The sequence below is a fragment of the Legionella quateirensis genome, assembly GCF_001467955.1.
GTDB classification, from domain to species: domain Bacteria; phylum Pseudomonadota; class Gammaproteobacteria; order Legionellales; family Legionellaceae; genus Legionella; species Legionella quateirensis.
Map to the genome: position 1 here is coordinate 138,833 of NZ_LNYR01000012.1, position 21,130 is coordinate 159,962.

Consider the following 21,130-nt stretch of genomic DNA (forward strand, 5'->3'; position numbering starts at 1 on the left):
GTAGGGCGTCACAATAAGTGCTTCCCGGTTGTTAAATGCGGGATTTGCTGCCACATTCAGGAGATCCTTCCTTTCACTCAGGATGACGGCTATTATTCAGCATCATGGATTTATTCACCACCATGGATTTATTTGTCACCATGGATTTATTCGTCATCCTGAATTGATTCGTCATCCTGAACGCAGTGAAGGATCTCCCTGCGAGTGGCACTGTATTTGTATTCTTGCCACATTCAGGAGATCCTTCGTTTCACTCAGGATGACGGTTATTTATAATGAGTTTCTGGGCTGTTCTACTGGGATTGGCGGTATTGAATCGTTATCCTTTCTAAAAGGAAATATCATAGTGTAATTATTTCGATCAGCCTCTTTCTGTTTCTCAACTAACTCGGGCTCAGTAGATAACGCTGTATAGTTATCTTTTCTATTTAACAACTCATGAGCATAATCTAAATCTTCATCCAAATATAAATCATAGATCACCTCGTCACGATCAAACTCAAGATTATATCGGTCATCAAGGTGGTTATTACGATTGGCATACATGTACAAACCACAACCTATCAGAGTCATGGTAGCGGCGACTGCGAAAGCGGATGGTAAGAGAACTGCGATTAGTGGTGATGCAAAAAGAACGGACGGAAGGAACATACTTACAGAGCTAAGCGTCACAACAGCGGCAAGGCATCCTAATCCAATCAAGGGAACTTTGGTGAAACCAAACATATTGCGATCACTGTTTGCCCACCATGCTCCTTTTTCTTTGGGTGTTGGAGACATGAAGTTCAATCCTTCAATTTGATACAAGTTAGAACCAGCATTAAGGCGCTCTTTTGTATTATTGCGCGTATTAAACTCAGCCCAAACCGCGATTAAAGGAATAGCTATCATAAATACTGGCATCACAAAGGTCGCCAGTGGAACAAAAAACGCGGTTATTGTTGCCACTACAGTAAATAAGATACTTGCCAAAACAACGGGGCCAAAAGTTGCTGCAACCCCCCATGCGATACCCTGGGCATACTTGTCATTAGTCTGGAGTAAACTTTTCTGTTGCGGTTGATGACCTAAAAGAAAATAAGGTAAGTTGGCATGAGTAGCAAAAATATCATTGACCACACCATAAAGTAGTCCGCTTAAATACACTGATGAACCGACAAATAAGCCGCTTGAAATCGCGACAAGCCAAAGCGGGGCACCAAGCATCATGATGGTAACGAAAACCGGGATCAACACAGTGGCAATACCGACGCCAAGAAAGCCATTACGAAGGAGGGTCTTAAGTATATCATCCTCCGGTACTTGTTGACCCAGTGTTTTTGGGTGTCGGTACAGCATTCGGTATAAGCCTTTTTTCCTTAAATAATCAAGTGTAGGCCCAGATTTATCCTCATTCTCAATTTGAGCTATCAAATAATTAGTCAATTTGACTATTTCGCTCATGGTTTTAATTTTATTGTCTTGTAATTTATGTTGGGTTAGTGCAATTAATCTTTGAATTTCAAGAGTAGACGAACTTTTAGCGTCATCAAGCATTCTTAGGATAATTAGCTTCTGCTCCATTGGATTCAATTGTGTCGAATTTTGAGAGTCGTTCTTGCCAGTCATTTGTACTCCATAGGTATAGTACAATAAATGCGGTAATCATCCCTTGTTACGTTATCAAATCCCTGCAGAACACACATATTGCGGACGGATTGTAAAATTTGCGCAATTTTAAATCATTACGTGAGTGGTTGTCAATTCAACGTCCAATCTGGGGGCTATTTGTTTGACCTAATTCTGGATTAAGCCAGATTTTTTGAGATAACTTGAGATAAACAAGTTAAATCGTTGCATTGTTATAGTTCGGATTATGGTTACTCATTTAAAAATAAAACCCGCGACTACCTTACGAAACTCACTTAATAAAACATTGAAGGTACGACATGCTGCGCCTATAGACATCGCTTCGATACCAATTCCAAGCCGTGATAACTCACTTATTATTGATAGAGGGGGAAATTTACCCGTATTTTCATGACCGATGATGATTATTTCAGGATTGAATTTAGTCAATAGACCCAAATATTGTTCGTTTATTTCCTGAATGTTTTTTATTGCAACATCTATAATGATTTCTTCTCGTGAAACAATTAAACTATTTTCATAAATGATGGAATCGATCTGAATCGCATTCTCTCCGTATGCCTGAATAGCATGCTGTTCCGCTGCTTCTAGATTGATATTCATGGTTTTAGAAATTTCATTAGGTTATAGTGCCTACAGTATATCACAGAGGTTAAAATTATGAGCCAATTTCCACGTATCAATCGTTTGCCCCCTTATGTTTTCAATACTTTGAATCAATTAAAAACAGAGGCGCGAGCGCGTGGAGAGGATATTATCGATTTTGGCATGGGGAATCCTGATCAACCAACTCCGCCTCATATTGTAAACAAACTGATTGAAGCGGCTCAACGACCCGATACTCATAGGTACTCTATGTCCAAGGGGATACCCCGGTTAAGACGAGCCATGGCGCAATGGTATCTTCGAAATTATGACGTTCACTTAAACAGTGAAACACAAATTCTGGCTACTATAGGCTCAAAAGAAGGGCTGGCGCATTTGGCTTTGGCAATCAGTGGTCCCGGTGATACAGTATTAGTACCTGATCCTGCTTATCCTATTCATACATACGGATTTATTATTGCTGGCGCCAACGTAAAACAAATTCCTTTAATTGATGAAACGCAGTTTCTTGAAGCTGTTGAAGATGCGATTAATCAAAGCTGGCCAAAACCAAAGGCCTTGGTAATTAATTTTCCAGCCAATCCAAGTACTCATTGTGTTGAGTATTCATTTTTTGAACGAGTGGTTGATCTGGCTAAACGAAATAGTATATGGATTATTCACGATCTGGCTTATGCGGATATTGCATTTGATGGTTATAAAGCACCGTCAATCCTGCAAGTTCCTGGAGCTATAGACATAGCCATTGAAACCTATTCAATGTCCAAATCATACAATATGCCAGGCTGGCGTGTGGGGTTTGCCTGCGGAAATGAAGAATTGGTTGCGGCCTTGACTCGAATTAAATCTTATCTGGATTACGGTACGTTTACACCAATTCAAGTTGCGGCAATTGCTGCATTGGAAGGCTCTGATGATTGTGTTAAAGAAATCAGAGACCGATATGAACAACGTCGGAACCTGCTTTGTGATGGTCTGAATGAAATTGGATGGGATGTGACCAGACCCAAGGCAACAATGTTTGTTTGGGCGCCTATTCCCCCGCATTATCTGTCTATGGGATCGTTGGAGTTCAGTAAATATTTATTAAAAGAAGCCCATGTTGCTGTATCGCCAGGCATAGGTTTTGGTCAACAGGGCGATGGTTTTGTACGATTTGGATTAATAGAAAATAAAGATCGAACCCGACAGGCTTTACGAAATCTGAAAGCATTATTCAAGCGAGATGGTTTACTTAAGGCCGTATAAAAATGGATGTTATTATTAATGCAGACTGTGCTTCAGTGCCCATGGACGTTACACCATTAACGTCCATGCGACAGGTATCACTTCATTTATTGGCTAGTCTTGGTTATGACCGGTTAAATCTGCCATTAGCTGATCTTCTTCGGATCACACATCATCTAGAAGGCAGCTGGGTGGTTCTGAGTCCAATTCATTGGCAGGCATCTCATAATGATGCCATGATCATTGCTGCGGGGAGTGATTTGCAGTTGAGTGAACAAGAGTCACTCTCCTGGTTTAAATTACTATCCGACTATCTTCATGTTGATGGTCTGACTCTGTATTATCATGATGCGAGTACGTGGTTGTTGCATGCAGCAAATAAACCTCTTTTAAATGCAAAACCGGTTTATTGCCTGTTCAGTCACTCACTAATGCCTGAACTAGCGCAACTGGACTCCACAATGTATTGGCAAAAGTTTTTTACAGAATGCCAAATGTTTTTTGCGTCACAGCCTAACTCATCTTTATTGAACGGTGTCTGGGCTTGGCATGGCGGTACTTTAGCCGCCAAAAAATCGATACCTGTTTGTGCTGATGAAACATTCTTCTCAATGGCTCAAGCCTGCTCGAATAAGGTCACTCTATACAGTCCTTCAGTACGGCTTCGGGATTTTCAGATTATCCTTCTTAATGATATTGAAATACTTGATCCTAAACATCAACAGGAACTAAGTACAATTTCAGCTCATTGGTATTGGCTTAATTCTGCTTATGCTCATAAAAATTACAATTGGTTTACTCGAATCTGGAGAAATCTGACCCATGCTCATTAAACAGCGCCTCATACCTGCGCATAACTTAAATCTACCTAATGTTCCTGATGTATTAAAACGTATCTATGCGAGTCGGGGGATTAGTGATGAATCGCAACTGGACAAACAATTACAAACGCTGCTTCCATTTAACACTCTAAAAGGGATCACGGAGGCGTGTACGCGTCTGGAACTAGCGCTTAGAGAACAACAGCGAATACTTATTATTGGCGATTTTGATGCGGATGGTGCTACATCTACTGCTTTGGCAATTACGGCATTAAAGGCTATGGGCGCTCAATATGTTGAATACCTGGTACCTAACCGGTTTGAATTCGGTTATGGTTTAACGCCCGCTATAGTTGACGTGGCAAATAAATGGAAACCCCATTTAATTATTACCGTGGATAACGGTATTGCCAGTTTTGATGGAGTGGAACAGGCTAATAAACTGGGTATTGATGTATTAATTACTGATCATCATCTTCCTGCTGAAACAGTACCCAATGCCTTTGCTATAGTAAATCCTAATCAGGACGGATGTGCATTTCCCAGTAAATCAATTGCGGGAGTTGGGGTAATATTTTATGTCATGCTGGCTTTGCGACGCCATTTAAAAAACACGCATTGGTTTGCTGAATCGAATATTCAAGAACCTAACATGGCCTCTTTTCTGGATTTAGTTGCCTTGGGAACCGTAGCTGATGTGGTTGGGTTGGATCAAAATAATCGAATCATGGTTAATCAGGGGATGGCCAGAATACGTCAAGGACTATGTAGGGAAGGTATCAAGGCTTTAATTGAGATTTCAGGAAGAGAGTGTTCCAGGTTAAGGGAATCTGATTTGGGTTTTGCCATAGCGCCACGATTGAATGCAGCCGGTAGATTAGATGATATGGCTTTAGGAATAGAGTGCTTAATTACATCAGATCCTCAACAGGCAAAAAATTATTGCAGACAATTGGATGAACTGAATCAGGAACGAAAGCACATAGAAACTGAAATGAAAGAGCAGGCAATGCTTGCTTTGGATAAATTATCTATTAATCCTGATAAGAATAATCATTTACCAATTGCATTGTGCCTTTTTGATAAAACTTGGCATCAGGGGGTCATTGGTATCTTAGCCGGGCGTATGAAAGAGCGATATCATCGACCAGTCATAGCCTTTGCTTCAGTAAGTGAAGCTGAATTGAAGGGTTCCGCTCGATCAGTACCTGATTTAAATATCAGAGATGTGTTGGCCGCAGTTGATAAAGATCATCCCGGTTTGATAACCAAATTTGGTGGACATGCCATGGCTGCTGGTCTCAGTATCAGACCCGAGTGCCTGGACGCATTTCGCGAGGCATTAGTAACCGAAGTGAACAAGCATCTGGAACTGTCCCAATGTGAAGGTGTGTTATTAACTGATGGACCATTACAGCCAGAAGAATTTAATTTGGAAACAGCTCAGTTAATTCAACAGGCAGGGCCATGGGGGCAACAGTTTGCCGAGCCAGTTTTTGATAATGTGTTTGAAATTCTGGATCAGCGCCTTGTTGGTAAAAATCATCTAAAAATGACGCTCGCGGTTTCAAAAGGCGGGGTTCAGGTGGATGCAATTGCCTTTAATGTCGATTTGAAGTCCTGGCCTAATCATCGTATCAAATACGTACACGCAGCCTACAAACTGGATATTAATTTTTTTATGGGGAGATCTCGATTGCAATTATTAATTCAAGCCATGAATATTATTAACCAGGAATGACCTTATTTGAGTTTAATTTTTGCTCAGTTGGTGTGTTTTAAGGTATAATTCTGCTTTTCTTCTCCCTAACTTTAATTTTATGGTGATTTACTTTGTACTCTAAATTATCTATTGCTCCTATGATAGATTGGACCTATACCCATTTTCGAGTATTGATGCGCTTACTGGCTCCTCATGCGCTGTTATATACAGAAATGCAGACTACAGGCGCAGTGGTTAATAATCCCGAAAGAGCTTTGTTTTTTTCTGCTATGGAGCATCCAATTGCCCTTCAACTGGGTGGTTCTGATAAACAGGCTCTTGCTTCATGTGCCGTAATTGCTGAGCAGAAGGGGTATGATGAAATAAACTTAAATCTTGGTTGTCCTAGTGATAAAGTTCAGGCAGGTCGTTTTGGCGCCTGTTTAATGAACGAACCAGTTCAGGTTGCTGAGTGTATACGTGCAATGAAACAGGCAGTTACCATTCCTGTTACAGCGAAAACTCGAATAGGCATAGACAATCAGGACAGTTATGCTTTTTTTAGTGATTTTGCTCATGGTTTGATTGAAGCCGGGTGTGATAAATTAATCGTTCACGCTCGTAAGGCCTGGCTGAATGGATTAAACCCAAAGCAAAATAGAACCATTCCACCCGTCAATTATGAGTATGTTTATCGACTAAAACGGGAAATTCCGCATATTCCGGTAGTCATTAATGGAAATATTCTGTCTATAAGCGAAATCAGTGAGCATTTACATCAAGTTGATGGGGTGATGTTAGGTCGTCTTGCTTGTGATAATCCTTATCGTATAGCGGAATTACATCATGCTCTCTATCCGGAATCACTACTAATAAAACGCAGCCAGGTATTGATTCACTATTTGGATTATTTATTTGTTGAACGAAGTAAAGGTGTTCCATTAAGTGTACTGATTAAACCTATATTCAATTTAGCACATGGCTTGCCCGGAGCTAGTCAATGGAAAAAAAAATTAATGCAGGTTTTGCAATCTAAAAATACTGATCTCTTGGCGGAGTTAATTGACTACTTACTTGATATGGAACTTAAAAGGGAATATGAGGCACTATGAATAGTTCATTACTCACTGTTGTGTTATTGATTTTTTCGAATACCTTTATGACTTTTGCCTGGTATGGTCATCTGAAATCGTTTACTAATAAACCCATTATGTGGGTTGTACTCATCAGCTGGTCAATCGCATTTTTCGAATATTTGCTGCAAATACCAGCCAACAGAATTGGATATACTGAAGCTAATTTTAGCCTTTCTCAGCTTAAATTGATGCAAGAGGTCATTTCCTTATCAATCTTTGTTCCATTTGCCATGCTTTATATGGATCAAAAAATTACGTTAAATTATCTTTGGGCAGGTTTTTGTTTGCTTGGAGCTGTATATTTTATCTTTAAACCCAGCTAAGCAAGATATTTTATCGTTCTGCGGTTTAATGCTCATTAAATAGAAGTCATTCTGCAATTAATTATCCAAATCTCATGTATTCGTGGCATTTTATCTTGATTTCTAGTACATTAATGAGTTTGTTATTTAGAACATCCAGAGGATTATCCAGGCCATGCTGAATACGTTGATTAAGAAAATGTTTGGAAGCCGAAATGAACGTACATTACGGCGTATGGAAAAGGCAGTATTGGCTGTTAATGCATTTGAGTCACAAATGCAGGCATTAACTGATGCGGAGTTAGCCGCCAAGACACAACAGTTTAAGGCTCGTTATAATGAAGGGGAAAGCCTGGACGAGTTGCTTGCTGAAGCCTTCGCTACGGTTAGAGAGGTGTCTGTTCGAACTTTAGGACTTCGTCATTTTGATGTACAGCTTATCGGTGGAATGGTACTGCATGAAGGTAATATTGCAGAAATGCGTACCGGGGAAGGTAAAACTTTGGTTGCAACCTTGCCTGCCTATCTTAATGCCATCAGCGGTCGTGGTGTGCACGTAGTTACAGTCAACGATTATCTTGCCAAGCGTGACAGTCAATGGATGAAGCCCATATTTGAGTTTTTAGGTTTGACTGTAGGCGTTATTTATCCTGATATGTCACATACGAATAAACAAGAAGCATATAAAGCAGATATCGTTTATGGTACTAACAATGAATTCGGTTTTGATTATTTGCGCGATAACATGGCGTTTAGCCTTGCAGATAAAGTTCAGAGAGAATTGAATTTTGCTATTGTCGACGAAGTCGATTCGATATTAATTGATGAGGCTCGAACTCCACTCATTATCTCTGGAGCAGCAGAGGACAGTTCTGAACTGTATATTAAAATTAATAAGCTGATCCCGCAATTAAAGAAACAGGAAGAAGAGGGGGATCAGGGTGATTATACTATAGATGAAAAACAGAAACAGGCTCATCTAACCGATGCAGGTCATTTGCATATAGAAGAGTTACTTACCAAGGCCAATCTGTTGGATCCCGGTGAAAGTTTGTATCACGCCAGTAATATTATGCTGATGCATCATGTCAATGCTGCATTAAAGGCACATGCAATGTTTCATCGTGATATTGATTATATAGTAAAAGATAATCAGGTTGTGATAGTCGATGAGCATACCGGCCGTACAATGCCGGGAAGACGCTGGTCTGAAGGTTTGCATCAGGCTGTAGAGGCAAAAGAAGGTGCGTCAATTCAAAATGAAAATCAAACTCTGGCCTCGATTACATTCCAGAATTTTTTCCGTATGTATAATAAATTATCCGGTATGACTGGAACAGCTGATACTGAAGCTTATGAGTTCCAACAAATTTATAATCTTGAAGTGGTTGTGATACCAACCAACAAACCCATGATGCGTAAGGATGAAGCTGATTTGGTTTATCTAAACCAATCGGATAAATATCAGGCAATTATTGAAGACATCAGGGAATGCAGTACTCGTAAGCAACCAGTTCTAGTGGGAACTGCGTCCATTGAAGCATCAGAATATTTAAGCCAGCTTTTAAAGAAAGCAAATATAAAACATCAGGTATTGAATGCCAAGTTTCATGAAAAAGAAGCGCAGATTATCGCTGAAGCGGGTCGTCCTGGAGCAGTCACCATAGCAACTAATATGGCTGGTCGCGGAACTGATATCGTTTTGGGTGGTAGCTTGTCAGCTGATTTGGCTCAATTGCCTGATACGGCAACTGATGCTGATAAAAATGCATTAAAAACTGAATGGCAGAATCGTCATGATGAAGTTCTGGCTTCTGGAGGTTTAAGAATTATTGGTTCGGAACGTCATGAATCTCGACGTATTGACAATCAATTAAGAGGCCGTGCTGGTCGACAGGGTGATGCCGGAAGCAGCCGATTCTATTTGTCTCTTGAAGACAATCTAATGCGTATTTTTGCTTCGGAACGAGTAGCATCAATGATGCGTCGATTAGGAATGAAACCAGGTGAGCCAATTGAGCATAGTTTGGTAACTAAAGCTATTGAAAATGCGCAACGCAAACTGGAAGGACATCATTTTGATGTCAGAAAGCAACTGCTGGATTATGATAATGTCGCAAACGATCAACGACAAGTAATTTATACTCAACGTGCATCAATTATGGAGATGACCGATACAGAAGAAGTTGTCGCCATGATGAGGGATGAAGTAATAAATAGTCTCGTAGACACTTATATTCCTCCTCAAAGTTTGGAAGATCAGTGGGATCCCAAGGCATTATCTGATGTTCTGTTGGATGAGTTTAAAATCAAAGCACCAGTTCACGAATGGATAGATGCGGATCACAGTATTCAGCCAGAGCAAATCAAAGAAAAAATTCTTGCTTTGGTAATAGAACATTATGATGAAAAAGTACGTAAAACTGGCAGGCCTGTTATATCTCAATTTGAGAAATCGGTCATTCTACAAACCCTGGATAATCATTGGCGTGAACATTTGGCTTCAATGGATCAATTACGCCAGGGCATACATTTGCGTGGATATGCTCAAAAAGATCCAAAACAGGAATATAAAAAGGAAGCATTCAGTCTCTTTACGATGATGCTGGATAATTTAAAGTATGATGTCATTAAATTACTTTTATCTGTCGAGATTCAAACTGAAGAAGATGCCAATGCTGTTGAAGAACAGCGACGTGCAGAGCAGATTCGTAAAATGAATCTGCAGCATGAGAATCCAAATAGTGACGAGGAAGATGCTGATCATACGTTCAGACGTCATGAAAAGAAAATTGGCAGAAATGATCCTTGTCCTTGTGGTTCAGGTAAAAAGTATAAAGCGTGTCATGGCAGTTTAGCGTGAAAGTTGCAGTAGCAATAATTACTGATGAACAGCAACGCATATTAGTAACCCAACGTCCATTCCATGTTCCACATGGAGGATGTTGGGAATTTCCCGGCGGTAAACTTGAGCAAGACGAGTCTCCCGAGGCAGCTTTAGTCCGAGAAATTAAGGAGGAGGTTGGTTTAACCGTATTAAATTCTCGTTATCTTGGTGAGATTAAACATCAATATTCAGATAAGACCGTTCAATTAATTCTTTTTCATGTGACTCATTTTATTGGAAATCCATGCTGTAATGAGGGGCAATTGGATATGAAATGGGTTTATAAAGATGATCTTAATCCTGAAGATTTTCCTCAAGCAAATATAGGTATTATTAATCTGATCCAACTTTCGGAATCAATTGCCTGACCTCTACAGTGATATTTGATTTATTTATATAAAATCAAGCATCAGCGGAGCATGATCTGATACTTCATCATCCATCACAGTGAATTGATTTATAATAATTTCAGGTGAGGTTAGGATGTAATCCGCAAATTTCTCTTCTTTAGTATAAAATCGAGTTCTGGTTGAGCGAATATTATACGTTTTAATTAAATTATTCATTCCTTGTTCCAGGATGTGGATACTTTCTGTATCGGGTCTTAGATTAAAGTCACCACACAATATTTTAGGCGTATTTATGGTATCCATAAATTGGCGAATACGATGGGATTGATTTAAACGTTCTGGAGTATCTTTTTTCCCTTTTCCATTCCATAACCCGTGGACGTTGACAATTGCGTAGAGCTTGTTGTTTATTTCACATTCTATCCATTGCAAATTTCTATCATGATTCAATCCAATTCCGGGATAGTGTTGCTTTTGATGAATATTGATTTCGCCTTCACTAATAATATCGATCGTGTTTTTAATCAATATTGCAATTCCATATACATTTTCTACTGCAGGTTTAAAAATCGCATAATGATTGGGAAGTAATTTTTGTAAATCAGAAAATATATTAAGACTGATCTCTCGTTCTTTATCCGTAAGAGTACGGTGTGCGTTGAAATAGACCTCCTGGAGACAAAAGATGTCAGTATCTCGATTGTTATGAATAAATTTCAGTAGAGGATTTCTCAGATGTCCGCCCCAAATATTTAAAGTGATTAATTTCATTTATGCTTAGTTCTCTGATAGAAATTGAAGTTGTTATATTTGGCAGAAGGCAATTTCCATGTCCACTGATTTATCTCTAATTTCATGTGCTGTAGTTAATTCATATAATCTGATGGTTAAACTATGATGTCCTAACTGCAGTTTTGGTGTAATTCCCATAGATTTATCCATTTTTAATAAAATTAAATGGTTAACGGATTTGGGGGATATATTGTGTTGATAAAAGCCATTGCATGCGGTTATAGGAATGTATTGGGTTGCTTCACGAAGTAACGATAAATAAATTCGAACGGTGTCTTCCAAATCTTTTAAGGAATTTACCCATTGGCTAATTGTTTTTTGTCGGAGGAGAGCATCTGATTCAAACCAAAGCACCAGATGGGGCGAATTAAACTCACATTCTTTGGTATTCGGATGATGGATCTGTCTCAACGTTTTAAGAAACTCATCATCGTCTATGGGGTTGCTAAAGCGTCCAGGTACGTGATTCAAAATGTGAATCTGGGTAGCTAAATCATCAAAAAGCACCATATTATTCAATAAGTTGGGTTTTTTTAACACATGCTCAATTCGAATCAGTTCTTTGATAAAACGGCTTTTTAACTCAGGTTTTTCAACAATATCGATGATTTCTATGATGTTTTTTAAAGCAAATCGATGAATTACCTCATGTGACTCATTGCACGCTTGATTAATGGTTTTAAATAAGAATTCCAAACGTAGCGCTATCCGAGATAGAAAATGCGTTGCAAGTTGAAAAGTAATTGTGTTTTTATACATATAATAAGGCCATCCTTAGCATAATCCGACCTTCTGTATTTAGTATGTTTTTCAATCTAATTGAGTATTTATTCAAAATAACCTTACAACTCTGTTTAGCAGTTTACCCGTTGATTTTATAATATTTTTTAGATACTAAAGTACTAAAGGCTGGTTTGTGTGATTAGACTAACATAAATGATATTGAAAATAAAAGAGTTCTTATCATTGTCCTATGTACATGATAAATAATGGCAGATCGTAACCTGTATTAAGCGCATCCGTGATACAGGTTACGATCTTGGGAATTTCTGTTTGCTGTTGATGATCAAGTTGAACTTTGGCTGACTGATTTTAAGTATTTGGAGTGTAAATGGATTACCGCTTCGTGTAATTGCTCATATCCAGAATCATTGATAATGACATCATCCGCTATTTTTAACCGTTCGTTTATCTCGGGTTGTGTCGATAAAACAGCCATCGCCTGCTGTTGGGTACAGTGGTCACGTTCCATTACTCTGGTGATTTGGAGTTCTAATGGCGCGGTGACTAATAAAATTCTATTAAGATAAGGATAGTGTTTCTTATCGAGCAAGAGAGGGATTTCTACTACACAATAAGGCGTAGTACACCTTTTAATATTCTTTTCCAGTTGATTCCTGATAAGCGGATGTAACAAGTTTTCTAGCCAGAGCCTCTCTTCAGGATGAGTAAAAATGAGTTCTCTCAAGTGTCTTCTATCAATATCATCGTTTTCCAAAAGAGTCTTTGGGCCAAAGTGTTTAACTATCTCATAATACGCAACAGTGTTTTTTGCTGTTAATTCTCTTGATATGTGATCAGCACTTAAAACCTCAACTCCCAATTCAGAAAAAATCTGCGCAACGGTTGTTTTGCCGCTGGCTATATTACCTGTTAATCCAATACTATAAATCATGGATAGTTCAATCCTTCATTAAAGTTTCTACAGGTCACCATATTAATATAGCAAGTATCAGGAACGCTGCTGTTTTCTTTACAATAAGCTTCAGCTGCTAGAGCGGCATCATCTCGCTGAGGGTAAAAATTACTGTTCCATGGTGCGGCAGTATGATCTATAGCAGTACAGCGCCATAAGGGTTTTGTACTCATGCCCATGTAGAATCCTTCACAGTTGGATTTGGATGCTTTACAACTGGTAGGAAACTCACTCTCTTTTTTGCACATGGCAAAGGCGATGTTCAGCGCAACTTTTTGATAACCGTTTCTAGCCGTCCATTGTTTATTCGCTTTGTCCTGGGTCATGCACTGCCAATAACTGGAGTTTTCATTAACAGGAGCCGAAATTCCTAAACCAGGTAAGCAAATCAAAACAAGCAAACAACCAGTATAATAGTTCATTCTTTTTCTCCCTTTAAAAGAGTTACTAATTTATCAATAGGTAATGCCTTTGAAAAATACCAACCCTGCAGAAATCGTACTCCATTGTTTGACAAATAATCGACTTGCTCTTTTGTCTCCACACCTTCAGCGATAATAATTAAGTTTAAACCTTTAGCCATCTGTATTATGGCATCATTTAAAGATTCTGTAATTGCTTTGGTACCTATTGCTTGCACAAACAGTTTATCGATCTTTAAATAGTTAAATGGAAAATGTTGCAAGTAACTGATGCTTGCATGTCCCGTGCCATAATCATCAACGGCCAGTGAATAGCCGACTTCTCTTAATCGGTTCATGGTTCCGATGAACACACTGTTATTTTTATCTAACAATTCTCGCTCGGTGATCTCAAAGATGATCTGGCTGGGAGATATGGCGAATTGTCGAGCGAGTAGATCGAACTCGGTAAAAAAAGAAGGATCTGTAAAATGGAGTGCTGAAAGATTATATGCAAGATGAAATTCGCTGTTTTCTTGCAGTATGAATTGTGTTTCTCTCAATGAAATTTCGATAATCTGTAGTGTTAAAGGTACTATAAGCCCGGTTGTTTCTGCCTCAGCTATAAAAAAATCGGGCATAATGAGCTGATCTTCGCTATCTCTCCATCTCACCAGGACTTCTACTCCTGTAAATGAACCTTTCTTGCAGTTAAACAGTGGTTGGTACTCGGGATAAAACTCATTGTTTTTTATCGCAAGCTTAATAGCTCCCTGCAAGGAGTAGCGCTTTGAAATCACTTTTTTTAATAAGTGATATATGAGGGCAGAGCTCAATAATATAATTAAGGTTACCAGTAGTTCACTATACAGTAGGTTACTAATTAATGTTTGATGATTCTCAAAAACAACAACGACCACTCCGTCAATACTTTGTGTTTTATCAATAACATACAATTCTTTCGTATTGGTTGGCGTTTGTTCATTGATGAGCTGACTCAACTTCCAGCTTCTATTATCATCAGTACGTTCAACTCGAATGATGTTTCTTTTTTCGAAGTTATTATATAAGGCCACTGAATTCACATTTTTATCTGATATTTTGAGTATATTTTGCAAAATAGACGATACTACAAGTATCCCAATATGATAGTTTCCCATTTTTTGCTGGACCAGATATAACGGCTGATCGAACAGGGGCAATTTAAAAGGTCCTGTCAGGGTACGAGCATGAGTTGTTGATGAGATGATTGATTCGTTATTCGGCAATGAAGAGCATATTAATTGTTGACGGTTATCACTTATCGAAATGCCCGCAATATTCTCATTATTTAAAGTAATATGCTCTAAATAGGGATACAAGCCGGATTTACAATCAGTAAAGCTTTTTCCATATACTGGCAAGGTATACACTTCCTGAAACAAATCTTCTATAAATCCATCAACACGATTACTTACCAATGTCGCTACATCTGTAATTTTTTTATAAGTCCTGTTTATACTTAAATGCCAATTGGTGTACAGGGAAAATAAAAGTACGAGAATAGTGATTAAAATCCAAAAATAATTGAATTGCTTTACAATAAGTTGTGATATCTCTTTTAATACCTTACTCATATTTGTGAGCTTTAAAATAGGCCGCCTCTATAGAGTTTAGTGTTATTTCAGCTAATTTCCCAATAGTTTCTGGTTCAGTATTTAATGGAGGCATCCAATATAAAGTATTCCCAATGGGTCTAATTAATGCGCCAAAGTTTAATGCATGTTGATAGACTTCATTGCCAATACGATAATCACCCGCACTGATTAAATCGGCAGCAACTAAAGCGCCCAATCCACGTATATTATTTAACTTGCCTGATCGCTCAGATACCTGATGTATTTTTTGGAGCATTATGTCACCTAATGCTTTGGTTTTATTGATTATCTGCTCATTATGAAAGGTTTTAATTGTGGCCAGAGCGGCAGATACTGCCAGAGGATTACCGCTGTAGGTGTGGGAATGCAGGAATGATTTACCTGATTTATAATCAGCGTAAAAAAGATCAAATATTTCGCTGTCAATCATGACACAGCTCAAGGGCAAAGTTCCTGAAGTTAATCCTTTGGATAAACAGATCAGATCGGGTTCTATGCCAGCATGATGACATGCCAACCATTCACCCGTACGTCCCATTCCAGTCATTATTTCATCAGCGATCAGATAAATGCCCTTGGATTGAGTCCAGCTTGACAGTTTTTTTAAAAAAGCAGGGCTATAACACAGCATGCCACCGGCTCCCTGGATAATTGGCTCGAGAATAACAGCGCAGACATTATCACTGATCTGTTCCAGTTGATTCATCACAGCAGACCAATGCTCGTCGCAATTATTCCATAAGGGATCTTTTTGAGAAGATAGATAAGGAATATTGTCTATGAAATGACAGGTTACTCCAAAAGTTTCATAAGGTGCCTTATATAGACCTAAATCACTGACACTCATGGTGCCCAGCGTTTCTCCATGGTATCCATTTTTGAGCGCAATAAATTCATTTTTATTTTTGAATCCTTTTATTTGCGTTCCATGAATTGCCAGTTTCATTGCAATTTCTACTGCGCTGGCGCCGTCACTGGCAAAAAACACATGTTGCTTACCGGTCATTTCAGTTAATAATTCCGCCAACTCTACAATCAAAGGATGAGTTGTATTGGCACCTATCACATGCTCAAAATAATTCATTTGATTTTTAATTGCGGACAGTACAGCAGGATGACCATGCCCCAGGGATTTACACCACCAGCTGGATATTGCATCGATCATTGGACCCTGATTCGTATAGAGATAGCTCCCCTGTGCTCGTTCAATGATCACTGGTGGACACGTTTCAAAGTCCTTCATTTGGGAGCAGGGATGCCAGATGTGTTTTAAATCTCTGGAAATGAGTTTGTTTACGTTGACCATTTTTTCAAATTTTGGTTGACAAGTGTTGGCGTGACTTTATCATGTTCATTATTATGAATAAAAGGGGGTAGTTGTGACTGAGGCTAAGAAAAACTGGACAATTTCTGAGATTGCAGCGATTTATCAACAATCATTCAATGATTTATTGCATCAGGCACATACTGTGCACAGAGCGCACCATGATGCAAATTCGTTACAATTTGCAACCTTGCTCAGTATTAAAACAGGAGCATGTCCTGAGGATTGTGGCTATTGCTCTCAAAGTGGACATGTTAAAACTCATGTTGAGAAAGAAAAACTCATGTCAGTAACCGATGTTCTGAAAAGCGCTCAGGAAGCAAAAGATGGTGGTGCCAAACGATTTTGTATGGGAGCCGCTTGGCGTTGCCCACCTGATAAAGTCATGCCTGAACTAAAAGAAATGATAGAGGGAGTTAAAGCGCTCGGTTTGGAAACCTGTATGACTCTGGGGATGTTGAATCAGGAACAGGCTAAGTGCTTAAAAGAAGCAGGGCTTGATTATTATAATCATAATATTGATACATCACCTTCCTATTATGAAAAAGTAGTTACAACCCGTAAATTCACTGACCGACTGGATACATTGGAGCATGTTAGGGCAGCTGGAATTAATGTATGTTGTGGCGGCATCCTCGGCTTGGGAGAAACACGAGAAGATCGAATTGAGTTTTTATTCACTTTAGCCAATATGGAAACTCCTCCAGAGAGTGTGCCGATTAATCGCCTGATTCCAGTTGAGGGAACCCGACTTGCCAAGGCAGAACCAGTTGAAGGCATCGAATTGGTTCGAACTATAGCTACTGCACGAATATTAATGCCGCAAAGTGCCATCCGTTTAACGGCAGGAAGAACTGAAATGAGCGATGAATTACAAGCCTTATGCTACTTTGCAGGCGCAAATTCTGTCTTCATCGGCGATAAATTATTAACTGAAGAAAATCCTCAGAGAGTTAAAGATAAGGCGCTGTTTAATAAACTGGGTTTAACCGAGATGGTTTAATGACTCTAAATCATAAAATTACAGATTATACTGAGAGCTTGAGTCAACAAGGATTATTGAGAACTCGTCAAGTAACTGAATCGGCGCCTACTGCTCTGATACATTTTGATAGCAACGATTATTTATCTTTAAGTACAGATAATCGTATCGCTAAAGCCTATCAAGAGGGCTATACCATGCATCCAACTGGCAGTGGCGGATCAATGGTACTGAGCGGTTATCATGCGAATCATCAGGCAGTCGAACGGGCTTTCGCGGAGTTATTGGCTGTTGATGACTGTATTTTATTTTCTTCAGGTTATGCAGCAAATCTCGCAGTGGCCTCTTTAATGGGCAAAATTAAAGTCCATTGTCTTATAGATAAAGGGATACATGCTTCTATTTATGATGGATTACTTTTATCTCAAGTTCAATTCACCCGGTACCTGCATAATGATATGGTGGATCTTGTCCGTAAACTAAAGAACAGGGATGATGATAATGTTATCATTACAGAAGGGATATTCAGTATGAGTGGACACCTTGCGCCACTGTCTGGCTTATCTGAGCTGTGTGATGGCGCGCGCTCGGTACTGTTAGTCGATGAAGCTCATTCTTTTGGTATTTTAGGTGAACAGGGCAAGGGGGCCGTTGCGCACCATGGCCTGTCTCAGAATGTAGTGCCCTTACGAGTTATTCCATTTGGAAAATCTTTCGCTTCTCAAGGCGCTCTGGTTGCTGGAAAAAAAGAATGGATTACTGCGCTATTGCAAGCAGCGCGATCCCTAATCTATTCCACCGCTTTAAGTCCTGCTTTTAGTTATGGTTTACTTAAAACGCTGGATGTGGTCGTGCTTGCAGATGATAGAAGAAGAAGATTATCTCAGTTGATTGACCATTTTAAAAGGCAGATAAACAACTCTCAATTACACTGGAGCGATTCAAACTCCCCAATTCAACAACTTCAATTAGGATGCCCTCATTTAGCATTACATTATGATCGCGAGCTTAAAAAAGCTGGAATCAGTTGTTCGCCTATACGGTCTCCAACCGTCAATATCAAACAGACAGGATTACGTATCATTCTGAATTTCAATCATCAGGAAGAGCATATTAATAAGCTGTTTACAACATTAGATAAAATTTATGACTATACACATCACTAGTTATGGAACTGGAATACCTTTGGTATTTTTTCATGGATGGGGTTTCGACAGTCAGGTTTGGAAGTTTCTAATACCTTATTTTGAAGAGTCTTACCAATTGATATTGGTTGATTTACCAGGATTTGGATTAAGTCCCCTGCAGGATTGGAATAGTTTTAAGTCGAACTTACTCTCCAGATTACCACCCAAATTCATTGTGACGGGATGGTCTTTGGGGGGATTATTTGCTACCCGGCTGGCAATAGAGGAGCAAGAGCGGGTAATAAAGTTAGTGAATATAACCAGTTCACCACGATTTATTTCTGACGTTGAATGGCCAGGTGTTTCCAGAGAGGTATTCGCTCATTTCTATAAAAATCTTTCACTGGATATCAATAAAACACTGCAGGAATTTGTCACCCTCCAATTAAATAAGCATAAATTTGAATTTAATTCTGGAGTACTTCCTTCTAAAAGTGGGTTGGAATCTGGACTTAAAATTCTGGATGAATGGGATCTTAGGCCTGGGTTAAACTCACTGAACACACCAACGTGCTTTATGTTTGGACGTTTGGATCCTATCACTCCGGTAAGGACCATGCATTATATGCAGAAAATATACCCGGATTTTAACTACGTTCTGTTTAATAAAGCAGCACATATGCCGTTTTTATCCCATACAGACGTATTTATTGAACAGTTTTCAGGATTTATACAATGAAACGATATTTTATAACCGGCACTGATACTGATTGTGGAAAAACATTCGTCACAGGTAAATTAGTTGATTATTTTTCAAATGCGATAGCTATAAAACCGATTGCTAGTGGCTGTTCTGTAGTCATGAATCAATTAGTAAGTTCTGATGCACAGCATTTGATGCAAAATAGTTCCTTATCTATGGATCAAATTAATCCCTGGCGTTTTCCACTACCTGTCTCTCCTCATTTGGCAGCCCAGGATGCCGGAGAAGTTTTGGATATTCATGAATTGTCTCAGTATTGTTTGGGTTTGGAAGTACAGGAAGCGGATATTATGTTTATAGAAGGGGCTGGAGGGTTAATGGTCCCTTTGAATGATCGTGATACATGGATAGAGTTCCTGAAGACAAGTGAGATTCCCGTTATTATAGTTGTTGGTATGCAATTAGGCTGTATTAATCATGCATTGCTCACTGGACTGGCTCTTAAGACACATAATATTAAGTGTGCTGGATGGATAGCTAATTGCCTCGATCCGGATATGTTACTCCTGGATGAGAATATTGAAACGCTAAAAAACCTTCTGGAGTACCCCTTATTAGCGACTCTCCCATTTGGCAGTGAACTGATTGATATTCAATTATCCAATATTAACCCTTGACCCGTTGTTTCAAGTTGAAAAGGTACATCGAAGAGCTTCAATTTCTGTCTTCGTGTACATTCAGGCATTTCTTGCTTATTCATCAGGACCTATCTCATTTTAAAGGTTGTTCATCTTTCACTACTTGGTTATAATACAAGGTTAAATCAGGGTTATTTGAAGTTAACGGAGCCATTTTCGATGCCAATTTATGAATATCAATGCACAAGTTGTCATCATCATTTTGATTTGATGCAAAAATACACAGATGAACCAGTCACACAGTGTCCTAAATGTTTTGAAAACACAGTGGTCAAATTGATTTCGGCTGCTGGATTCCAACTAAAAGGTACAGGTTGGTATGCAACGGATTTCAAAGATAAAGGCTCAGCGCCGAAGACTTCTTCCGAATCAAAGAAAGACGCTGCTTCTCCGACTGCTGATGCCGCAAGCAAGGATACTTCCGCAAAAACAGCTGACTCATCAAAATCAACAAAAGGTGATTCTGAGTGAAGTCTGTATCTATACGACGATATCTGCTGGCAGGTCTGGTAGTTTGGTTACCCATATTGGTCACAATAGGCGTACTTCGTTTTATTATTGATTTGCTCGATAATACAATGGCTTTAGTTCCTAAAGCATACCAGCCCGAACAATTACTGGGTATTCATATACCGGGTATAGGCGTCGTTATATCGTTGTTGTTACTCATTTCCACAGGAATATTCGCGACCAATTTTTTTGGTCAAAGGTTAATGAGTTGGGGCGAATCAATACTTGCAAGAATTCCATTGGTTCGATCGATTTACAATGCGGTCAAGCAAATAATCCATACCGTATTGTCTTCTAATAGTGAAGCGTTTCGCAAAGTATTACTAATTGAATACCCACGACAGGGGGTCTGGAGTGTAGGATTCCAGACAGGAGCTGGGCAATCAGAAATTAATGCAAAAGCAAATGAAGAATTGGTCTCAATATTTATTCCTACAACACCTAATCCTACATCCGGTTTTTTGATGATGGTTCCAAAAAAGGATGCAATAGAATTAAATATGACTGTAGACGAAGCTTTAAAATTTATAATATCTCTCGGCGTAATGCAGACCAACGCAGTTGGCAGCATTGGCAAAAACACAATAAAAATATAAAGGT

The 21,130-nt window shown here is 39.0% G+C and carries 21 protein-coding genes; 13 read left to right on the top strand and 8 right to left on the bottom strand.

Going from position 1 to position 21,130, the window contains the following annotated elements:
* Positions 1–270: 270 nt before the first annotated feature.
* Both Lqua_RS05270 and Lqua_RS05275 read right to left on the bottom strand, forming a co-directional pair.
* Positions 271–1,608, bottom strand: a complete 1,338-nt coding sequence (locus Lqua_RS05270) for a hypothetical protein (protein WP_058473240.1) — start codon at positions 1,606–1,608, stop codon at positions 271–273.
* Positions 1,609–1,863: 255 nt separating this feature from the next.
* Positions 1,864–2,232, bottom strand: coding sequence for an Mth938-like domain-containing protein (locus tag Lqua_RS05275; protein ID WP_058473241.1), 369 nt, complete (start codon positions 2,230–2,232; stop codon positions 1,864–1,866).
* A 57-nt stretch (positions 2,233–2,289) separates the two neighbouring features.
* Here Lqua_RS05275 and alaC point away from each other — a divergent pair, with 57 nt between their 5' ends.
* The 7 genes from alaC (at position 2,290) to mutT (ending at position 10,678) form a co-directional block, all read left to right on the top strand.
* Positions 2,290–3,483: an alanine transaminase gene (gene alaC, locus Lqua_RS05280; RefSeq protein WP_058473242.1), complete on the top strand. Its 1,194-nt coding sequence runs from the start codon at positions 2,290–2,292 to the stop codon at positions 3,481–3,483.
* Positions 3,484–3,485: 2 nt separating this feature from the next.
* Positions 3,486–4,295, top strand: a complete 810-nt coding sequence (locus Lqua_RS05285) for a hypothetical protein (RefSeq protein ID WP_058473243.1) — start codon at positions 3,486–3,488, stop codon at positions 4,293–4,295.
* Positions 4,285–6,024, top strand: coding sequence for a single-stranded-DNA-specific exonuclease RecJ (gene recJ, locus Lqua_RS05290; RefSeq protein WP_058473244.1), 1,740 nt, complete (start codon positions 4,285–4,287; stop codon positions 6,022–6,024). The genes Lqua_RS05285 and recJ overlap by 11 nt, the downstream gene beginning before the upstream one ends.
* A 92-nt stretch (positions 6,025–6,116) precedes the next feature.
* Positions 6,117–7,097 (top strand): tRNA dihydrouridine(20/20a) synthase DusA, encoded by a 981-nt coding sequence (gene dusA / locus Lqua_RS05295; RefSeq protein ID WP_274519353.1) that lies wholly within the window; start codon positions 6,117–6,119, stop codon positions 7,095–7,097.
* Positions 7,094–7,444 (top strand): DMT family protein, encoded by a 351-nt coding sequence (locus tag Lqua_RS05300; protein WP_058473245.1) that lies wholly within the window; start codon positions 7,094–7,096, stop codon positions 7,442–7,444. The genes dusA and Lqua_RS05300 overlap by 4 nt, the downstream gene beginning before the upstream one ends.
* 154 nt (positions 7,445–7,598) lie before the next feature.
* Positions 7,599–10,286 (top strand): preprotein translocase subunit SecA, encoded by a 2,688-nt coding sequence (gene secA / locus Lqua_RS05305; protein ID WP_058473246.1) that lies wholly within the window; start codon positions 7,599–7,601, stop codon positions 10,284–10,286.
* Positions 10,283–10,678: an 8-oxo-dGTP diphosphatase MutT gene (gene mutT / locus Lqua_RS05310; RefSeq protein WP_058473247.1), complete on the top strand. Its 396-nt coding sequence runs from the start codon at positions 10,283–10,285 to the stop codon at positions 10,676–10,678. Before secA ends, mutT begins: the two co-directional genes overlap by 4 nt.
* A gap of 24 nt (positions 10,679–10,702) precedes the next feature.
* On the opposite strand, the gene Lqua_RS05315 is transcribed toward mutT, so the two are convergent.
* From Lqua_RS05315 to bioA, 6 genes are all read right to left on the bottom strand, one after another.
* The gene (locus Lqua_RS05315; protein WP_058473248.1) at positions 10,703–11,431 is read right to left on the bottom strand and encodes an endonuclease/exonuclease/phosphatase family protein; all 729 of its coding nucleotides are present in this window, start codon (positions 11,429–11,431) and stop codon (positions 10,703–10,705) included.
* 33 nt (positions 11,432–11,464) lie between these two features.
* Positions 11,465–12,211, bottom strand: a complete 747-nt coding sequence (gene zapD / locus Lqua_RS05320; protein WP_058473249.1) for a cell division protein ZapD — start codon at positions 12,209–12,211, stop codon at positions 11,465–11,467.
* Positions 12,212–12,518: 307 nt separating this feature from the next.
* Entirely contained in the window at positions 12,519–13,127 is a 609-nt protein-coding gene (gene coaE, locus Lqua_RS05325) for a dephospho-CoA kinase (protein WP_058473250.1), read from the bottom strand.
* Complete coding sequence (locus Lqua_RS05330) at positions 13,124–13,570, bottom strand: hypothetical protein (RefSeq protein ID WP_058473251.1); 447 nt, start codon at positions 13,568–13,570, stop codon at positions 13,124–13,126. The genes coaE and Lqua_RS05330 overlap by 4 nt, the downstream gene beginning before the upstream one ends.
* Positions 13,567–15,165: an EAL domain-containing protein gene (locus tag Lqua_RS05335; RefSeq protein WP_058473252.1), complete on the bottom strand. Its 1,599-nt coding sequence runs from the start codon at positions 15,163–15,165 to the stop codon at positions 13,567–13,569. Before Lqua_RS05335 ends, Lqua_RS05330 begins: the two co-directional genes overlap by 4 nt.
* Complete coding sequence (bioA, locus tag Lqua_RS05340; RefSeq protein WP_058473253.1) at positions 15,158–16,492, bottom strand: adenosylmethionine--8-amino-7-oxononanoate transaminase; 1,335 nt, start codon at positions 16,490–16,492, stop codon at positions 15,158–15,160. Before bioA ends, Lqua_RS05335 begins: the two co-directional genes overlap by 8 nt.
* 73 nt (positions 16,493–16,565) lie before the next feature.
* On the opposite strand from bioA, the gene bioB reads away from it, so the two are divergent.
* The 6 genes from bioB to Lqua_RS05370 all read left to right on the top strand — a co-directional run bounded on the left by bioB (position 16,566) and on the right by Lqua_RS05370 (position 21,126).
* The gene (bioB, locus tag Lqua_RS05345) at positions 16,566–17,513 is read left to right on the top strand and encodes a biotin synthase BioB (RefSeq protein ID WP_058473254.1); all 948 of its coding nucleotides are present in this window, start codon (positions 16,566–16,568) and stop codon (positions 17,511–17,513) included.
* A complete protein-coding gene (locus tag Lqua_RS05350) occupies positions 17,513–18,658 on the top strand; it encodes an aminotransferase class I/II-fold pyridoxal phosphate-dependent enzyme (RefSeq protein ID WP_058473255.1) in 1,146 nt (381 codons plus the stop codon). Before bioB ends, Lqua_RS05350 begins: the two co-directional genes overlap by 1 nt.
* Complete coding sequence (locus Lqua_RS05355) at positions 18,639–19,358, top strand: alpha/beta fold hydrolase (protein ID WP_058473256.1); 720 nt, start codon at positions 18,639–18,641, stop codon at positions 19,356–19,358. The genes Lqua_RS05350 and Lqua_RS05355 overlap by 20 nt, the downstream gene beginning before the upstream one ends.
* Positions 19,355–19,999 carry a dethiobiotin synthase gene (gene bioD / locus Lqua_RS05360; protein WP_058473257.1) on the top strand — a complete coding sequence of 215 codons (645 nt, stop codon included), beginning with the start codon at positions 19,355–19,357 and terminating at the stop codon, positions 19,997–19,999. The genes Lqua_RS05355 and bioD overlap by 4 nt, the downstream gene beginning before the upstream one ends.
* Before the next feature lie 180 nt (positions 20,000–20,179).
* Positions 20,180–20,491: an FmdB family zinc ribbon protein gene (locus Lqua_RS05365; RefSeq protein WP_058473258.1), complete on the top strand. Its 312-nt coding sequence runs from the start codon at positions 20,180–20,182 to the stop codon at positions 20,489–20,491.
* Positions 20,488–21,126 carry a DUF502 domain-containing protein gene (locus tag Lqua_RS05370; protein WP_058473259.1) on the top strand — a complete coding sequence of 213 codons (639 nt, stop codon included), beginning with the start codon at positions 20,488–20,490 and terminating at the stop codon, positions 21,124–21,126. Before Lqua_RS05365 ends, Lqua_RS05370 begins: the two co-directional genes overlap by 4 nt.
* Positions 21,127–21,130 lie beyond the last annotated feature (4 nt).